The following is a 13,723-nucleotide window of genomic DNA, read 5'->3' as shown; positions in this document are numbered from 1 at the left end:
TCCCTGTTCCCTAATCTCAATCATTAACTTTAATGAAAGTCCGACTACTTATCAGTAGACATGATAATCTTTGAGATATTTAACTTAGCGATCGCGCTCTAAATCATCGATTACCTTTTGCAAATACCAATTCTCTGGCATACCCGGATATTTCTTCTTCGCTAATTCAATCAAACGCGCAGCCACATCCCAGTATCCACCCACCATCCGCAGGAGTCGTTCCTGTAAGTTCCGATCCACCCGCGCATTGAATCGAATTTGCCGTTCTTGATTGATAAAGATGTCTTTCCGATTCAATTGAGCCGAGCGTTTTTTAATCTCAGCTTCAGCTTTCGCTATCTGCTGCTTCTGCTGATTTAATGCCTGATGATACTTCTGCCAATCCTGTTTCTCAAAATACAGGTTCGCCGCTTGCTGATAATCGTCCGCCGCACCTTGGTAATCTTGAAAATCCGCACGCGCCGCCGCCCGATGATAATAAATTTGCGGATCATTGGGCTGAATCGTTAACCCTCGCGAATAGTCCTCAATCCCTTGACGATAATCGCCCAGTTTTGAGTAGGCTTGACCCCGACACACATAATATTGGGAATTGTCGGGTTGTAACTCAAGTAACTGGGTAAAATCCGCGATCGCACCCCGATAGTCTCCCAGTTCAATGCGAACCCGCCCCCGATAGTGACGCACTTGGATATCATTGGGATCAAGCTGCATGGCTCGACCTAAATCTTCCATCGCTCCTCTTAAATTCCCCAATTTGCTACGAATAATTCCCCGATAACAATAGGCTCTAGCATCATTGGGCGCAACGTGCAGCAGCCACTGGCAATCCTCTAAGGCTTCCCGATGCTTTCCCTGTTGTAGTTTGTTGATCACTTGAGTCAAATACTTCTGCGTCTCAGCCGCACTCGCCGCTTGGATTTGCGCTGACTGAATTTGCTTGATACTCTCTAGGCAACTCTGGCAATTGTCTTTGTCTTTCTGATCCAGATACAGTTTAGCGGCTTGTTTAAAGGATGCGATCGCCTCTTTGGTTTTCCCCAACCGACGGTAGGCTGTACCTTGCAGTTTATACGCCGCCTCCCGATTCCCATCAATCTGGAGAACCTGTTGAGCATCCTCCAGGGAAGCTTGAGCCTCTCCCTGCGCCAAGTAAGCCAAACTGCGCCCCAAATAACTATCCAGATGTTCAGGATTCACCCGTAGCGCCTGGGAATAATCCGCGATCGCACTTTGACAATCCCCTAGATCAAAACGAGCCAATCCCCGCCTGTAGTAAGCCTCGGCAAATTCTGGATTAATCCGCAACGCTTGCTCAAACTCCTGAATCGCTCCCTCTAAATCGCCTTGTTGCGCCTTCTCGCGCCCGCGCTCGTAAAATTCCTGCTCCATTGCCCACGTCCAACTCGTTTATGCGATCGCCAGTTGTCTTGTCAATCATGATAACCTCATTAGCGATCGCGTTTCTATTTGAGTCGTCAACACAGCAACGGACTTCGGACTTCTGCCTTCTTGTACTAGACTTACCTCCTTAAACTACTAATTTGCTATAACTAGTCTAGAATAGCCTTTTTTATTTTAGTTAAATATTAAAAACATTCCTATCAATAGACCGAGTAAATATAATATTACAATTATAATGAACATATAAATTATTCGATTCTGGTTATTCATTCCAATAAAAACACCGAGTAAAATTAAGCTCATACCCATAAAAACATTCCAAAATCCTGGTTCCAAGGTAAATCTAAAACCAAACTGATTATGATAACTACTATAATCAAAAAAATCGTAAGGATTCCCTGTGCGTAACAATAACACCCACGATTTAAAGTAGAATATAGGAATAACAAGACTGAAACATATCGCACAGTAACTAACATAATTAGGTTGAAAGCAGTACGTCAAAAAAACTATCCATGCCAGACTATAGCTGAGAATAGTTAGCGAGTCGCCGTGTACCCAAAAATCTAATCCAGTTACAACGCTATAGCTGGAAATCGAAAACCAAGGTAAGAAAAGCCCTCTCATAGCAATTGTCAGTCCGACTACAGACACAACTAAGCCGAATATTCTTAGAAAAGTAGAGAACGAGAAACTTTTGATTTCGTCTACAGGTAATGGTGTTGGGACTGAGGAATCTTCTAAAGAAACAACGACGTACCAACCATCTGCTTTCTTAACGATGGTTGCCGTCTTAAGTTCAAACCCGTCAGGAAAAGGTCGATGCATAATTACAGGCATTGACCCAATTTTCGATAAAGTCAAAACCCCGTTCTCGATTTTATTAACACCAGCTTTGGGGCAGTTGATGCGAGGAAAAGTGAAGGAACGTAGCTGTCCCTTCTTTTTAAACTTTGGCATCCCCGCTCTTTTTCCTGACTTATCGGGTCTTATCCATCTATCCCAAGACTTATCCAGCCTCTTTAGGTTTTGTTGCTGAACCTCGGCGTGGATCTCCTTGTAGGCAGGAAACAACTCTTTAGTTTTCTTGAGTTCTCCAACCTGAAAATTGTAGCCAGGAAATTTATCTGGAATATCTCCAATTGGCTCTGAAAATAGGCTACACCTATCGATTTGGCATCGAGTTCTACGCAGCCAGTCAAACTTTTGACCCAGTGAGTAGTTATGGTGCCGCCGCAGCATCTCCAGCCAGGTGTCCATAATGACAACCTGCTCGGCAGATGGTTTTATCCTGTAGATGTGTGTTAGCTTCATGGTTGACATTATAGCTTAGTATAAGATTCAAATCAGCAAGCTGGTCAACAATCTCAAAACAGTTAGCAGCCGATTAATTCGTAAAGAATTTACCGCCTAGGTCAACAAATTCTACTTCAAATTGCCACAGAAAACGTAATCAATTTTCGCTGTGCGTCAACCCCCAAAACACCGAGCAATCCAATCACATTTAAACTACGCTGCAAAGCCATCTGCCGTGCATCCCGATCATCTAAAATAATCAAATTAGCCCCAATTTTTTCAGCTAGAGTAATCGCTTCTTGCTCGCCTAAGTCTAATTCAATTAGCTCAACATTAGCTTGATGATCAATTCGTCCTCGACTCGACAAGCCGTCAGTAGTGAGGACTTTAGTCGGGAGCATATCAGTTTTGCACAAAATGTTCTCGTAGGTTGGGTAGAGCGCAAGCGAAACCCAACAGGCTAACGATAGTGCTGGGTTTCGTTCCTCAACCCAACCTACAAAGGTGATATGCTCCCCTTTAGTCCTCTCATAGCGAATAGAGCGCCTACTACAAACAAACTCGGAGCGATCGCCGATAGGCAGATGAGGCAACCCAGAGACAGCGTGTAAGATATAAAAAGAGATAAATCTTAAAAAAAGTTCATGATTGTGTCCGCCTCTGGCTTCGATCGCTTTAAACAAGCCGTTAAAGATAAAGTCTTTTTTGGCAATGAACCCACTCCGGAGTTGATTGCCATCCTCATCGTCTACTTTGTCCAGGGTATCCTGGGGCTAGCCCGTTTAGCGATTAGCTTCTTCCTCAAAGACGAACTGGGTTTGAGTCCCGCCCAAGTCGCAGCCCTAATCGGGATTGCTGCCTTACCCTGGGTAATTAAACCCCTATTTGGCTTTCTTTCCGACGGACTCCCCTTATTTGGCTATCGCCGCCGCCCTTATCTGGTTCTGTCAGGCTTGATGGGAACAGCCGCCTGGTTAAGTTTGGCAACAGTCGTCCATACCGCTTGGGCAGCAACCCTTGCCATTCTCCTGAGTTCCCTTTCTGTAGCGATTAGTGATGTCATCGTAGACTCACTGGTGGTGGAACGGGCAAGGCGGGAATCATTAAGCAACTCGGGTTCTCTGCAATCCCTAACGTGGGGAACCTCTGCTGTCGGGGGAGTGATTACGGCATATCTGAGTGGTTGGCTGCTGGAGGCGTTCAATACACAAACTGTTTTTGGGATTACCGCCACCTTTCCCCTACTAGTTTCTGGCGTGGCGTGGTTAATTGCCGAGGAATCCGTTAGTTCGGGGATAAATACCGCCACTGTTACCAACCAAATTAAGCAATTGCGCCATGCGGTGACTCAAAAAGCGATATGGCTACCCACGGCGTTTATCTTTCTTTGGCAAGCGACACCCACCGCCGATTCAGCCTTTTTCTTCTTCTCCACCAATGAACTCGGATTTGAGCCGGAATTTTTAGGACGAGTGCGTTTAGTCACCAGTTTGGCGTCTCTGGTGGGGGTTTGGGTATTTCAACGCTTTTTAAAGGGCATTCCCTTCCGCACGATTATGGGATGGACAACTGTACTGTCGGCTGTGTTGGGGATGACAACTCTCATCCTCGTCACCCATGCGAATCGCGCGTTAGGGATTGATGATCACTGGTTTAGTTTAGGCGACAGTTTGATTCTGACGGTAATTGGACAGATTACGTTTATGCCTGTGCTTGTCCTTTCAGCCAGACTCTGCCCGTCGGGAGTGGAAGCGACTTTATTTGCCCTGTTGATGTCGATATGGAATTTATCGGGATTGTTATCTCATGAATTGGGGGCGTTATTAACCCATTGGCTAGGAGTGACAGAACATAACTTTGATCGGCTGTGGTTATTACTGACAATTACCAACCTATCGAGTTTATTGCCCTTGCCATTCTTAGGGTGGTTACCGACGGCTGATCCGCAAACTGAAATTAAAGGCGCAACAGAGGCTAAATCATTACCGCCAGCAGAAATATTTGAACATCATACCTCGGGTTCTCTATCCGAACAGCCATTTCTACCTGATGTCTTGCCAGAGTTTATCCGGGTTGGTCGTGAGGACTTTAGTCCTCTGATCAATGGCGCTAAAGCGCCTACTACAAACCGGGTTAGTAGTGAGGACTTTAGTCCTCTGGATCAATAGCGCTAAAGCGCTTACTACAAACCCAGTTGGTAGTGAGGACTTTAGTCCTCTGGATCAATAGCGCTAAAGCGCTTACTACAAACCCAGTTAGTCGTGAGGACTTTAGTCCTCTGGATCAATAGCGCTAAAGCGCCTACTACAAACCGGGTTAGTCGTGAGGACTTTAGTCCTCTGGATCAATAGCGCTAAAGCGCCTACTACAAACCGGGTTAGTCGTGAGGACTTTAGTCCTCTGATCAATAGCGCTAAAGCGCTTACTACAAACCCAGTTGGTAGTGAGGACTTTAGTCCTCTGGATCAATAGCGCTAAAGCGCTTACTACAAACACGATTCAATAACGAGGAAATAAAAGATGATTGCAACCGAACAATTTTTAGACTCAAAATCTGCCCGTTCTTATGATCAACAAGCATGGAAACGGGGATATCAATCCCAACCGAATGAATATGAGTATTGGATTGAGGACATTGAAGGGGAAATTCCACCCGCGCTGAATGGCACGTTGTTTCGCAATGGTCCAGGTTTACTCGATGTCCATGGTCAACCCCTGCATCACCCCTTTGATGGGGATGGTATGATTTGTGCGATCGCCTTTGATCAAGGTCGTGCTTATTTCCGCAATCGCTTTGTCCGTACTGAAGGCTACCTCAAAGAACAAGAAGCCCAAAAAATGCTGTATCGTGGTGTTTTTGGTACGCAAAAGCCCGGAGGCTGGCTGGCGAATGCCTTTGATATTGATATCAAAAATATCGCTAACACGAATGTGATTTATTGGGGCGGTAAATTATTGGCTCTTTGGGAAGCGGCGGAACCCTATCGGTTAGATCCCAAAACCTTAGACACCATTGGAAAAGAAACGCTAGACGGTATTTTGGCACCCGGAGAGGCGTTTGGTGCCCATCCTTGGATTGACCCAAGCTGCAACCAAGATGGAGGTGCGCCTTGTTTGGTGAATTTTGCGATTAAACCAGGTTTTTCCACCAAAATCACCATTTATGAACTGGATACCGCCAGGAAATTGAAACGGGGTCAATGTCATACGGTTCCAGGTTTTGCTTTTATTCATGACTTTGTGATTACACCCAATTACTGCATCTTTTTCCAAAATCCTGTCACCTATAATCCTGTTCCCTTCCTCCTAGGATTAAAAGGGGCGGGTCAATGTGTAGACTTTAAACCCAACGCACCGACTCGGATTTTAGTAATTCCGCGTCATGGTAATAAACCGATGCAAGTGCTGGAAGCTGAGGCTGGGTTTATCTTTCACCATGCAAATGCGTTTGAACAAGGGGATCAGATTTGTGTGGATTCGATTTGCTATGAATCTTTAACTCAAGTGGACTCAGAGATAGATTATCGGAACGTGGATTTTGATGCGATCGCGCCGGGACAACTGTTTCGGTTTACACTGAATTTAGCAGATTCTACGGTACAACGACAGCTATTATCAGCGCGTTCCTGTGAATTTCCCTGTGTACATCCCGATCACGTTGGACGCCCTTACCGTTATGTGTACATGGGAGTGACTCATCATCCCACAGGAAATGCTCCACTTCAAGCCATTGCTAAGTTTGATGTCACCACAGGTGAGGAACAAGTTTGGAGTGCAGCCCCCCAAGGCTTTGTCAGCGAACCGATTTTTGTCCCCCATCCTGACGCGAAGCGAGAAGATGAGGGTTGGGTGTTGACATTGGTGTATGATTCCAGTCACCATCGATCCGATGTGGTGATTTTGGACAGTCGAGATTTGAGCCAAGGCGCGATCGCACGACTGCATCTCAAGCACCATATTCCTTACGGATTGCATGGAAGCTGGACTTCGACAGTCTTTTAATCTTATTTAGGGTCTGCTGCATTAATGTAGAAGGTATACCACACAAGGGTTTCAAGCCATTTTCTTACCCAACAAGTGCAAGGTTTTGGTGCCTAGATGGTCAAAAACCTTGCATCTGGAGCCGGAAAAATGTATCCCCTCGCTCACCGCGTCCCCGCGTCCCCGCGTCTCCGCGTCCTCTGCCTCACCACAAGACTTATTCAGCAAGCCCTATTTATCTGTCATTTGTCATTTGGTCGGGGCGGGTTTTGCAGCCAAGCTAGGGATAACAATCAATATTAGTTCCTAAACCCGCCCCTACACACAGACGTTTCTGTCATCACTCTGGAACAAGACTCCCTCATCTCCCTCATCTTCCCCATCTTCCCCATCTTCCCCATCTTCCCCAGCTCCCCCAGCTCCCTCTGCTTCGTAGAGACGATGAAGCTGCTCAAGTATTTTTGCCGCGCTGCACTAGGGTTCAATCGCGTAAAATTATGAATGTCCATAGCTAATCTTATTGTCCAAATCTTAACCACACCCAAAACAGGTTAAAACAAAATCTGGGCGATACCGATTCTTAGATCAGTCGATGTGCATTGAAATTGGATATTTCTGTTCCCTATTCCCCGTTCCCTGTTCCCGTTGAGGAATTTAGACATCCTGATCTAAATGCTGGACAGCTAATCGAGGCAAAATAATTTTGGTGGAGAAGGGTATGAAATTTAGCATCGTCATCACGACTCATAATCGCCTCACCTTGCTCAAGCGGGCAATTGACAGTGCGTTAGCTCAAACGATACCGTGCGAAGTAATTGTGGTGGATGATGGCTCGTCTGATGGTACGGATAGGTATGTCCAGGGGCGACGAAAAGAACTCTTGGACATGGGTGATACCCGTTTAATTTATCACCGCAATTCGACGAATCTGGGTCACTCAGGAACGGTTAATCAGGGTGTAGCATTGGCGACAGGAGAATGGGTAAAACTGGTGGATGATGACGACTACCTTGCCCCTAATTGTATTGAAGAAATGGTAAAGGCGATCGCAGGGCGTCCAGATGCTGTGATTTGCTCATGTCGAGCCATCCAGGTCAATGAGAATGAGAAAGAAATCAGCAGAAGTCGGCACGTTGGCAAGGGAACACTTGTATATATTCCCCAAGCCGAGATTCATTACGCCATGCTGTTGGAACTCTTGCCATTTGGCACGCCTGTACAAGTAGCTTTTTCCCGTTCAGCTTTCCTTAAGTCAGGAGGATGGGATACCCAATTCGATACGAATTATGATGATATTGATTCCTGGATTAAAATTGCCCAGTTTGGCGACGCTGTTTTGATCAATAAATGTCTGGCTTATCGAACTATTTGGCAAGGTTCATTTAATAGCAAGTTTGCTTTCGATAAACGTCTGGAAATTAATTTAATTATCAAAGAAAAAATTTATTCATGTATCAGCCCCAAATATCGTCATACTTTACCAGGACTATCAGAGATTAAGTCGTCGATAAAAATTCATTGGGGATTTGCTGCCCTCAAAAAAAGAAAATTCATCAGCGCGGTAAGAATTTGGTTAAAAACGGATTTGTCTATAGCGGCTGCAAGGTTATTTTTAAAACGAATCATTGCCAGAAATTGTTTAGATGAATTATTAAAAGAGTCTCAGGCAACGCCCATTTTATTAGTGCGTGAACATAACTGAGTGATTTAAACCTAAAGGTGGCTTCAGGAAGCAAGTGCGACCGTATCTGCCCTAACCCAGACAAAATCCATAACAACGGGCAAGGGTTTTGATGTAAAATCAATAGTCCGTCAATCACAATGCTTGTAGCAAGGGAGATACTTCTATGACCCGGATGTATTACGATGCAGATGCTAACTTAGACCTACTCACTGATAAAACAATTGCAATTATCGGCTATGGGTCTCAAGGTCACGCCCACGCCCTGAATCTCAAAGAGAGTGGCATTAAGGTGATTGTGGGTCTGTATCCGGGCAGTAAGTCGGTGGCGAAAGCGGAGTCAGCCGGATTAACGGTTCATGCGGTTGCTGACGCGGCGAAAGCGGCGGATGTGATTATGATTTTGCTACCGGATGAGGTGCAGAAAACGGTATACACCGACGAAATTGCCCCGCATCTTAAAGAAGGGAATGTCCTTGCCTTTGCCCATGGGTTTAATATTCACTTTAGTCAAGTTGTTCCCCCACCTGATGTAGATGTAATCATGGTGGCACCCAAAGGACCAGGGCATTTAGTGCGACGGACTTACGAACAGGGAGAAGGTGTTCCTTGCCTATTTGCCGTGTATCAGGATGCCACAGGTCAAGCTCGCGATCGCGCCATGGCGTATGCTAAAGGAATTGGTGGGACTCGTGCGGGTATTTTGGAAACCTCATTTCGGGAAGAAACGGAAACCGATTTATTTGGTGAACAAGCCGTGTTATGTGGGGGTTTGAGTGCTTTGATTAAAGCGGGATTTGAAACCTTAGTGGCGGCGGGTTATCAGCCAGAGTTGGCGTATTTTGAATGTCTCCATGAAGTTAAATTAATTGTGGATTTGATTGTGGAAGGCGGACTCGCCAATATGCGCGATAGTATCTCTAATACTGCTGAATATGGCGATTATACTCGCGGACCTCGCATCGTTAATGACCAAACCCGCGCCGAGATGAGGAAAATTCTGCAAGAAATCCAGTCGGGTCAATTTGCCCGTGAGTTTGTGTTAGAAAATCAGTCAGGTAAACCCGGATTTACAGCCATGCGTCGTCAGGAAGCGGAACATCCGGTAGAGGAAGTGGGTAAAGATTTACGGGCAATGTTTAGCTGGTTGAAGAAGTAGTTATTCGTCATTTGTCATTTGTCATTTGCTAATTTCTTGAAAGACAATTGGCAAATGACATCAACCTTCTCCCCCAGCTTCCTCTTCCCCTGTTCACCTCTGCTCCTGTGTACCTCTGCGCCTCTGTTTTAATCACCTCTGTTCTAATTGCTCAACTTCTTTTTCCGTGCGTTCGTTCGGGTTGGTGGGATTCCAGTCGGGAAATAACCCAATTAAGAATTGATTGATGCTGGTGCGGGTGTTGCGGCTAGCATCATCTAGCGGTGCAGGTAGGACGCGATCGCCTAATGTGATAAACAGCAAGGCTAGGATCAAAAGGGGTCCTAGAAGATTTTTGAAACGCATAGCTCTACTCCCAGTCGCATCAATGAATTGTGCATACTGCTAGTTTTCCCCTAGGTCAAGATAAAACCAGCATTTTTTGATAATTCTTTACATTTTAGTCAAAACCTAGTCAGGGCAGTTTCTGCACAAAGGTTAACAGACACCCAACACCCAACACCCGACGCCCGCCACCAACACCCATCCCTACCCACTCCCCCATCTAGACGCCGGATCAGATAGTGCGCTATGATTATAGGCTGTGATTTTTTTACAAAACCATGAAGGCTCAAGAGATTATTCGCTCCATAGAAGCGGAACAGCTAAAATCAGACTTACCGACAGTCCATGTTGGTGACACAGTTAGAGTCGGTGTCCGTATTCGCGAAGGGAACAAGGAACGGGTTCAGCCCTACGAAGGTACCGTGATTGCCATGCGTAACGGTGGCATCAACCAAACGATTACCGTGCGACGTATCTTCCAAGGTGTTGGTGTAGAACGAGTTTTTCTGCTCCATTCCCCCCGAATTGCCAGTATTAAAATTGTGCGACGAGGTAAGGTGCGTCGGGCGAAACTCTTTTATTTGCGAGAGCGTGTGGGTAAAGCGACTCGGGTTAAGCAGCGCTTTGACCGGGGGATTTAGATTTTTTTGGATATTGGCTTGGTATTCATGCCCTCATTGCGTTACACTAAGTAAAGCAAAGGGGATAAATTCACCTCTACCAGCCAACCCAAGCGCTCTTAGTTCAGTTGGTAGAACGCAGGTCTCCAAAACCTGATGTCGGGGGTTCAAGTCCTCCAGGGCGCGTTCTGAATCTATAAAATACTAAAAGGCTGGGGGAGCATCAGCGGTTCTACCCAGATCTTGTCAACTTCACGGATGAGTGAAGCAGGTTAATATGAGTTATGAACGCTGGGTTGAACAGCTCTGATAATCAGTAGAAGGGGGAAGTCAACTATTGTGGCAAAGAAAACTAAAACGGAAACAGAGTCTCAGCAAAAAACCTCTGGGTTTAATGTTGTAACGTTTCTTCAAGAAACCAAAGAGGAACTCAGTAAAGTCGTATGGCCCTCTCGGCAGCAACTGATTAGCGAATCGGCTGCCGTGTTATTGATGGTCGTTCTATCAGCCACCCTAATTTATTTAGTGGATGGCTTATTCTTGTGGGCATCACAACAGGTATTTGGATGAGTTTTGCAGCAAACGAATCATACGATCGCGATCCACAGCTCCAAGAAGCCCCATCTGCCCGTTGGTATGCGGTTCAGGTGGCATCCGGCTGTGAGAAGCGGGTAAAGACAAATCTAGAACAGCGAGTGCAAACCCTAGATGTCGCTGACCGAATCTTGAGAGTTCAGATTCCCCAAACCCCGACGGTAAAAATCCGTAAGGATGGGTCTCGCCAGCACTCTGAAGAAAAAGTCTTCCCTGGCTACGTCTTGGTAGAAATGGTCATGGATGATGAAAGCTGGCAGGTTGTCAAAAACACACCCAATGTGATTAATTTTGTAGGGGCAGAACAGAAACGTCGCTATGGACGAGGGCGAGGTCACGTTAAACCGGTACCCTTGAGTCCAGGAGAAGTCGAGCGGATCTTTAAGCACACCGAAGAACAAGAGCCTGTTATTAAAGTTGACATGGCTGTTGGTGACAAAATTATCGTGCTATCCGGTCCGTTTAAAGACTTTGAAGGCGAAGTAATTGAAGTTAGCCCCGAACGCAGTAAGCTCAAGGCGTTACTCTCCATTTTTGGGCGAGATACGCCAGTGGAACTAGAATTCAATCAGGTGGAAAAAACAGGCTAAGAATGGCAAAAAAAATCGTTGCAGTTATTAAGTTGGCACTCCCAGCCGGGAAAGCCAACCCTGCTCCCCCTGTTGGACCGGCACTCGGTCAACATGGGGTGAATATCATGGCGTTTTGTAAAGAATACAACGCCAAGACCGCCGACCAAGCGGGAATGGTTATCCCCGTGGAAATCTCGGTGTTTGAGGATCGTAGTTTTACCTTTATCCTCAAAACCCCGCCCGCATCCGTGCTGATCAAAAAAGCAGCCGGGATTGAAAAAGGCGCCAGTGAACCCAATCGGCAAAAAGTCGCCACGATTACAAAGGCGCAACTGCAAGAAATCGCCCAGACGAAAATGCCTGACCTCAATGCTAATGATATTGAAGCAGCCATGAAAATCGTCGAAGGGACTGCCCGGAATATGGGCGTCGCGATCGCAGAATAGTCCCTGGGTTGAGGTTTAAGTGCCATCAACCCGAAATTGCAGACCGTTGTTAACCCAATTTGGGGGAGAGGCGAGACGCTTCGTTAGTCACCCCAGGAGAGATAAATGCCTAGAAAACTATCACGTCGATTACAGGAATTACACAGCAAGGTTGAAGAGCGACCTTATGAACCTACGGAAGCCCTGAAGCTGTTAAAAGAAACCGCAACGGCAAAATTCCCGGAATCCGCCGAAGCCCATATCCGCTTGGGAATTGATCCCAAATATACCGATCAGCAACTGCGGACAACCGTATCCCTACCCAAAGGAACGGGTCAGGTGGTACGAGTCGCGGTGATTGCTAAAGGTGAAAAAGTCACCGAAGCCACGAATGCGGGGGCAGATATCGCCGGATCTGAAGAATTAATTGGCGAAATCCAAAATGGCATGATGGATTTTGACCGCTTGATTGCCACACCAGACATGATGCCCCAAGTGGCGAAGTTAGGACGCCTCCTCGGACCCAGGGGCTTGATGCCTTCCCCAAAAGGCGGTACTGTTACCTTCGACCTAACCCAGGCGATCGAAGAATTCAAAGCAGGGAAACTTGAATTTCGTGCCGATCGCACAGGCATCGTTCATGTTATGTTTGGTAAGGCTTCCTTTTCTGCCGAAGACTTGTTGGTCAACCTCAAGTCCTTGCAGGAAACGATTGACCGCAATCGTCCCTCCGGGGCGAAAGGTCGCTTTTGGCGCAGTATATTTATCAGTGCGACCATGGGACCGGCGATTGAAGTCGATATCCCTAGCTTACGGGACATGAAAGCAGCTGAAGCTGCGTAATCTGAACCGTTATTTTTGCAGTCTACAATCCAATAATTTCATTGGCTTGTACCAAAGACAGCAGGTGTTCATCACTTAATATCCTGCCGAGGTCAACGCCCGACGTATCCCCTGTTGCTGTACATCAAAATTAAAGTACAGGTATAAAAGATACTCAGCGTAACCCCGGCATGTCCGGGGTTTCGTTATGGCTAAAGGCAGGATTTTCCCACTGGCAACTCTGAAAGGAAAAAAGGAGGTGAAACAAGCATGGGCAGAACCCTAGACAACAAAAAGGAAGTCGTCGCTGATCTCAAGGAACTCTTGAGTGATTCGCAACTCGCCATCGTCATTGACTACCAGGGACTTTCTGTGGCGGAAATTACCGATTTGCGGAATCGGCTGCGTCCCACAGGCACAGTCTGTAAGGTGACGAAAAATACCCTGATGCGGCGGGCGGTTGAGGATGATGAAAACTGGCAACCCATGACCGAATTCTTGGTCGGTTCCTCCGCCTTCATGTTAGTCAAAGACGATGTAGGCGGTGCAATTCGGGCATATCAGGACTTCCAGAAAGCCACCAAAAAAACTGACTTCAAGGGTGGCGTGATGCAAGGTCAAGCCCTGAGTCAAGACCAAGTTAAGGCGATTGCCGACTTGCCGTCTAAAGAAGAACTCATCGGGCAGATTGCAGGTTCGATTAATTCCATCGCCACTAAACTGGCTGTGGGTGTCAACGAAGTACCTGCATCCCTGGGTCGCTGTGTCAACGAAGTTCCGGGATCACTGGGTCGCGTGTTACAAGCGCTCTCCGCTCAGAAAGAAGGTGGCGGTTAACCTCGACC

General features: G+C 46.5%; 14 protein-coding genes, 1 tRNA gene and 1 pseudogene. 12 read left to right on the top strand and 4 right to left on the bottom strand.

The window, feature by feature from the left end; genetic code table 11:
- Nucleotides 1-84: 84 nt before the first annotated feature.
- Nucleotides 85-1,392 carry a tetratricopeptide repeat protein gene (locus MC7420_RS14565; protein ID WP_006101292.1) on the bottom strand — a complete coding sequence of 436 codons (1,308 nt, stop codon included), beginning with the start codon at nt 1,390-1,392 and terminating at the stop codon, nt 85-87.
- 186 nt (nt 1,393-1,578) lie between these two features.
- The gene (locus MC7420_RS35215) at nt 1,579-2,718 is read right to left on the bottom strand and encodes an RNA-guided endonuclease InsQ/TnpB family protein (RefSeq protein WP_052307479.1); all 1,140 of its coding nucleotides are present in this window, start codon (nt 2,716-2,718) and stop codon (nt 1,579-1,581) included.
- Between the two features lie 25 nt (nt 2,719-2,743).
- Between MC7420_RS35215 and MC7420_RS39755 the strand changes: the two are divergent.
- Nucleotides 2,744-2,809, top strand: a pseudogene (locus MC7420_RS39755) (IS200/IS605 family transposase); the annotation flags it as partial.
- Between the two features lie 25 nt (nt 2,810-2,834).
- On the opposite strand, the gene MC7420_RS14555 reads toward MC7420_RS39755, so the two are convergent.
- The gene (locus tag MC7420_RS14555; RefSeq protein ID WP_052307478.1) at nt 2,835-3,101 is read right to left on the bottom strand and encodes a hypothetical protein; all 267 of its coding nucleotides are present in this window, start codon (nt 3,099-3,101) and stop codon (nt 2,835-2,837) included.
- A gap of 243 nt (nt 3,102-3,344) precedes the next feature.
- Here MC7420_RS14555 and MC7420_RS14550 point away from each other — a divergent pair, with 243 nt between their 5' ends.
- The 4 genes from MC7420_RS14550 (at nt 3,345) to ilvC (ending at nt 9,521) form a co-directional block, all read left to right on the top strand.
- Nucleotides 3,345-4,868 (top strand): folate/biopterin family MFS transporter, encoded by a 1,524-nt coding sequence (locus MC7420_RS14550; protein ID WP_006101099.1) that lies wholly within the window; start codon nt 3,345-3,347, stop codon nt 4,866-4,868.
- Between the two features lie 352 nt (nt 4,869-5,220).
- Entirely contained in the window at nt 5,221-6,702 is a 1,482-nt protein-coding gene (locus tag MC7420_RS14545) for a carotenoid oxygenase family protein (RefSeq protein ID WP_006101279.1), read from the top strand.
- A 697-nt stretch (nt 6,703-7,399) separates the two neighbouring features.
- Nucleotides 7,400-8,383, top strand: a complete 984-nt coding sequence (locus MC7420_RS14535; protein WP_006101065.1) for a glycosyltransferase family 2 protein — start codon at nt 7,400-7,402, stop codon at nt 8,381-8,383.
- A 145-nt stretch (nt 8,384-8,528) separates the two neighbouring features.
- Nucleotides 8,529-9,521, top strand: coding sequence for a ketol-acid reductoisomerase (gene ilvC, locus MC7420_RS14530; RefSeq protein ID WP_044207242.1), 993 nt, complete (start codon nt 8,529-8,531; stop codon nt 9,519-9,521).
- Nucleotides 9,522-9,653: 132 nt separating this feature from the next.
- Here the strand turns inward: ilvC and MC7420_RS14525 are convergent, their stop codons facing one another.
- Nucleotides 9,654-9,866: a hypothetical protein gene (locus MC7420_RS14525; protein WP_044207240.1), complete on the bottom strand. Its 213-nt coding sequence runs from the start codon at nt 9,864-9,866 to the stop codon at nt 9,654-9,656.
- Between the two features lie 257 nt (nt 9,867-10,123).
- On the opposite strand from MC7420_RS14525, the gene rplS reads away from it, so the two are divergent.
- From rplS to rplJ, 7 genes are all read left to right on the top strand, one after another.
- Nucleotides 10,124-10,486: a 50S ribosomal protein L19 gene (rplS, locus tag MC7420_RS14520; RefSeq protein ID WP_006101294.1), complete on the top strand. Its 363-nt coding sequence runs from the start codon at nt 10,124-10,126 to the stop codon at nt 10,484-10,486.
- 92 nt (nt 10,487-10,578) lie between these two features.
- A tRNA-Trp gene (locus tag MC7420_RS14515) sits at nt 10,579-10,651 on the top strand.
- A 153-nt stretch (nt 10,652-10,804) separates the two neighbouring features.
- A complete protein-coding gene (gene secE / locus MC7420_RS14510) occupies nt 10,805-11,035 on the top strand; it encodes a preprotein translocase subunit SecE (protein WP_006101045.1) in 231 nt (76 codons plus the stop codon).
- Nucleotides 11,032-11,649, top strand: coding sequence for a transcription termination/antitermination protein NusG (nusG, locus tag MC7420_RS14505; RefSeq protein ID WP_006101230.1), 618 nt, complete (start codon nt 11,032-11,034; stop codon nt 11,647-11,649). The genes secE and nusG overlap by 4 nt, the downstream gene beginning before the upstream one ends.
- A gap of 2 nt (nt 11,650-11,651) precedes the next feature.
- Nucleotides 11,652-12,077: a 50S ribosomal protein L11 gene (rplK, locus tag MC7420_RS14500; RefSeq protein ID WP_044207237.1), complete on the top strand. Its 426-nt coding sequence runs from the start codon at nt 11,652-11,654 to the stop codon at nt 12,075-12,077.
- Nucleotides 12,078-12,182: 105 nt separating this feature from the next.
- Nucleotides 12,183-12,899, top strand: coding sequence for a 50S ribosomal protein L1 (rplA, locus tag MC7420_RS14495; protein WP_006101184.1), 717 nt, complete (start codon nt 12,183-12,185; stop codon nt 12,897-12,899).
- 249 nt (nt 12,900-13,148) lie between these two features.
- On the top strand, nt 13,149-13,715 hold the full coding sequence (gene rplJ / locus MC7420_RS14490) for a 50S ribosomal protein L10 (RefSeq protein ID WP_006101269.1): 567 nt from the start codon (nt 13,149-13,151) through the stop codon (nt 13,713-13,715).
- Nucleotides 13,716-13,723: the final 8 nt, after the last annotated feature.

Origin of the sequence: Coleofasciculus chthonoplastes PCC 7420, from assembly GCF_000155555.1 — a bacterium.
GTDB lineage: Bacteria > Cyanobacteriota > Cyanobacteriia > Cyanobacteriales > Coleofasciculaceae > Coleofasciculus > Coleofasciculus chthonoplastes_A.
Note: the sequence above shows the minus strand (reverse complement) of the source record. Positions and strands in the feature narration are given on the sequence as shown.

Excerpts from the sequence above, each read along its gene's own strand:
- MC7420_RS14565 (WP_006101292.1), bottom strand. The coding sequence starts at position 1,392 with ATGGAGCAGGAATTTTACGAGCGCGGGCGCGAGAAGGCGCAACAAGGC.
- MC7420_RS35215 (WP_052307479.1), bottom strand. The coding sequence starts at position 2,718 with ATGAAGCTAACACACATCTACAGGATAAAACCATCTGCCGAGCAGGTT.
- MC7420_RS14555 (WP_052307478.1), bottom strand. The coding sequence starts at position 3,101 with ATGCTCCCGACTAAAGTCCTCACTACTGACGGCTTGTCGAGTCGAGGA.
- MC7420_RS14550 (WP_006101099.1), top strand. The coding sequence starts at position 3,345 with ATGATTGTGTCCGCCTCTGGCTTCGATCGCTTTAAACAAGCCGTTAAA.
- MC7420_RS14545 (WP_006101279.1), top strand. The coding sequence starts at position 5,221 with ATGATTGCAACCGAACAATTTTTAGACTCAAAATCTGCCCGTTCTTAT.
- MC7420_RS14535 (WP_006101065.1), top strand. The coding sequence starts at position 7,400 with ATGAAATTTAGCATCGTCATCACGACTCATAATCGCCTCACCTTGCTC.
- ilvC (WP_044207242.1), top strand. The coding sequence starts at position 8,529 with ATGACCCGGATGTATTACGATGCAGATGCTAACTTAGACCTACTCACT.
- MC7420_RS14525 (WP_044207240.1), bottom strand. The coding sequence starts at position 9,866 with ATGCGTTTCAAAAATCTTCTAGGACCCCTTTTGATCCTAGCCTTGCTG.
- rplS (WP_006101294.1), top strand. The coding sequence starts at position 10,124 with ATGAAGGCTCAAGAGATTATTCGCTCCATAGAAGCGGAACAGCTAAAA.
- nusG (WP_006101230.1), top strand. The coding sequence starts at position 11,032 with ATGAGTTTTGCAGCAAACGAATCATACGATCGCGATCCACAGCTCCAA.
- rplK (WP_044207237.1), top strand. The coding sequence starts at position 11,652 with ATGGCAAAAAAAATCGTTGCAGTTATTAAGTTGGCACTCCCAGCCGGG.
- rplA (WP_006101184.1), top strand. The coding sequence starts at position 12,183 with ATGCCTAGAAAACTATCACGTCGATTACAGGAATTACACAGCAAGGTT.
- rplJ (WP_006101269.1), top strand. The coding sequence starts at position 13,149 with ATGGGCAGAACCCTAGACAACAAAAAGGAAGTCGTCGCTGATCTCAAG.